The following is a 1,869-nucleotide window of genomic DNA, read 5'->3' as shown; positions in this document are numbered from 1 at the left end:
CGTTGTTATTGTTATCGGTAACTGTTAGAGTTACTGTGTTTGGACCAACATTTGAACAATCGAAACTATTATCGGCTTCTAAACTTAAGATTCCACAAGCATCATTTGAGCCATTGTCGATATCTGTAGCGGTTATGGAAGCATTTCCAAATTCATCCAACTGAACTGTGATGTCTTTTGCAAGTGCCTGCGGAAGTACATTGTCTTCAACAGTAACAATTGCAGTTGTTGTTGATACGTTGTTATTGTTATCGGTAACTGTTAGAGTTACTGTGTTTGGACCAACATTTGAACAATCGAAACTATTATCGGCTTCTAAACTTAAGATTCCACAAGCATCATTTGAGCCATTGTCGATATCTGTAGCGGTTATGGAAGCATTTCCAAATTCATCAAACTGAACTGTGATGTCTTTTGCAAGTGCCTGAGGAAGTACATTGTCTTCAATAGTAACAATTGCATCACAAGAACTTGAAACCCCATTGATGTCTGTAATTGTTAAAGTAACTGTATTTTCACCAATATCATTACAAGTAAAATCGGTTTTAGATAAAGTTAGAGTCTGCAAACCACAATCTGCTGTACTGCCATTGTCAATATCAGTAGTTAATAAAGTTGCATTACCAGTTGCATCTAAAGAGATTATTGCAGTTTTACAAATAGCAACTGGCTCTGCACAAGCCGCCTCATAAGTAACACGTAATAACGATGCATTTGTATCAAAGGTTTTTATTTGTGCAGCTCCAGAAGTATTATTTCCTGATTGCAACCCAATTTGAAAATAATCATTTGGCAATAATGTTTGTAACCTTGAATTTGCCGTTGTATTTAGAGTTATATAAGGTGCCTGACCAACATTTGCATAATTTGTAGCTCCAAGAGTCCCTCCTCCTGAAATACTATTATATTGAGACGAATTTGTTGAAGTTGTATAATCTCCTGGAGAACTTGATGAATATATATAAGTATATAAATTACTTGTATACCCTCCAGAAATATTGGCGCTAAATTCAACACCATTAATTGTAGTATTATCGGGTATTGAGCTGGTATTGTATTTAATCCAACCCTTATAATAATCTTGATAATATTGTCTTTGATAGTAAGTATGATAATGACCGCTCCAGCCCCAACCCCAATGATAATATCTATAACAATAAGTATCTCCAATATTATAACTATAATATCTATTAAGTGAAATTCTTGCACTAACATTATTATAAGCATTATACGTTACCGCAGTTATATCTGCATAGCCACATTCAGATGGACTATAATATCTTTCATAATCTTGCCAAATATATCCTGATGTATTGCCATTTAACACAATAGTTGGATCAATAATAACAGGATAAGTTCTTTCATTTAACCATTGCGCTGAAACCTTTGTAATTATTTGATATTTGTTAGTTTGTGCATTTAATTTTGTTAGTTCAAAACTCGCAAAATTGGCATCAGCCATTATTTGCACTTCATTTTCTTCATAAACTTGTGGTGCAGGAATTTCAAGATAAACTTCATTATTTTCATTTAGCACAACCAAACCAGTTAGATTTTGATCAAATTCAATTCTCCAATTAGCTGGTAATTCAACTTCTTCGCCAAAAAACAAAAAATCTGTTCCTTCAGGAATTAAAGGCTTTTCATTTAAAATTATATTGTGCTTGATTTTGTCTTCTTGTACAATATATTGGTTGTCTATAGAAGGTATCACATTTAAATAGGTAATGGTATTTTGATTAACAATGGGCATTGTTTTTTTAAATTCTTTTGAATTAAGAACTTCACCCCTGCTATTCACCCAACTCATTTTTAGGTTTTTACCCATTACCAATTCGTTTTTAGGTGTGGCAATTTTAATACCTAACA

At 33.0% G+C, this 1,869-nt stretch carries 1 pseudogene; it reads right to left on the bottom strand.

What is annotated here, in order from left to right:
- Positions 1-1,869 (bottom strand): annotated as a pseudogene (locus EC396_RS17945) (hypothetical protein); the annotation flags it as partial.

It is taken from the genome of Lutibacter sp. HS1-25 (genome assembly GCF_004121075.1).
GTDB lineage: Bacteria > Bacteroidota > Bacteroidia > Flavobacteriales > Flavobacteriaceae > Lutibacter.
The sequence above is the reverse complement of the archived record's forward strand: the minus strand, read 5'-3'. Positions and strand labels throughout refer to the sequence as shown.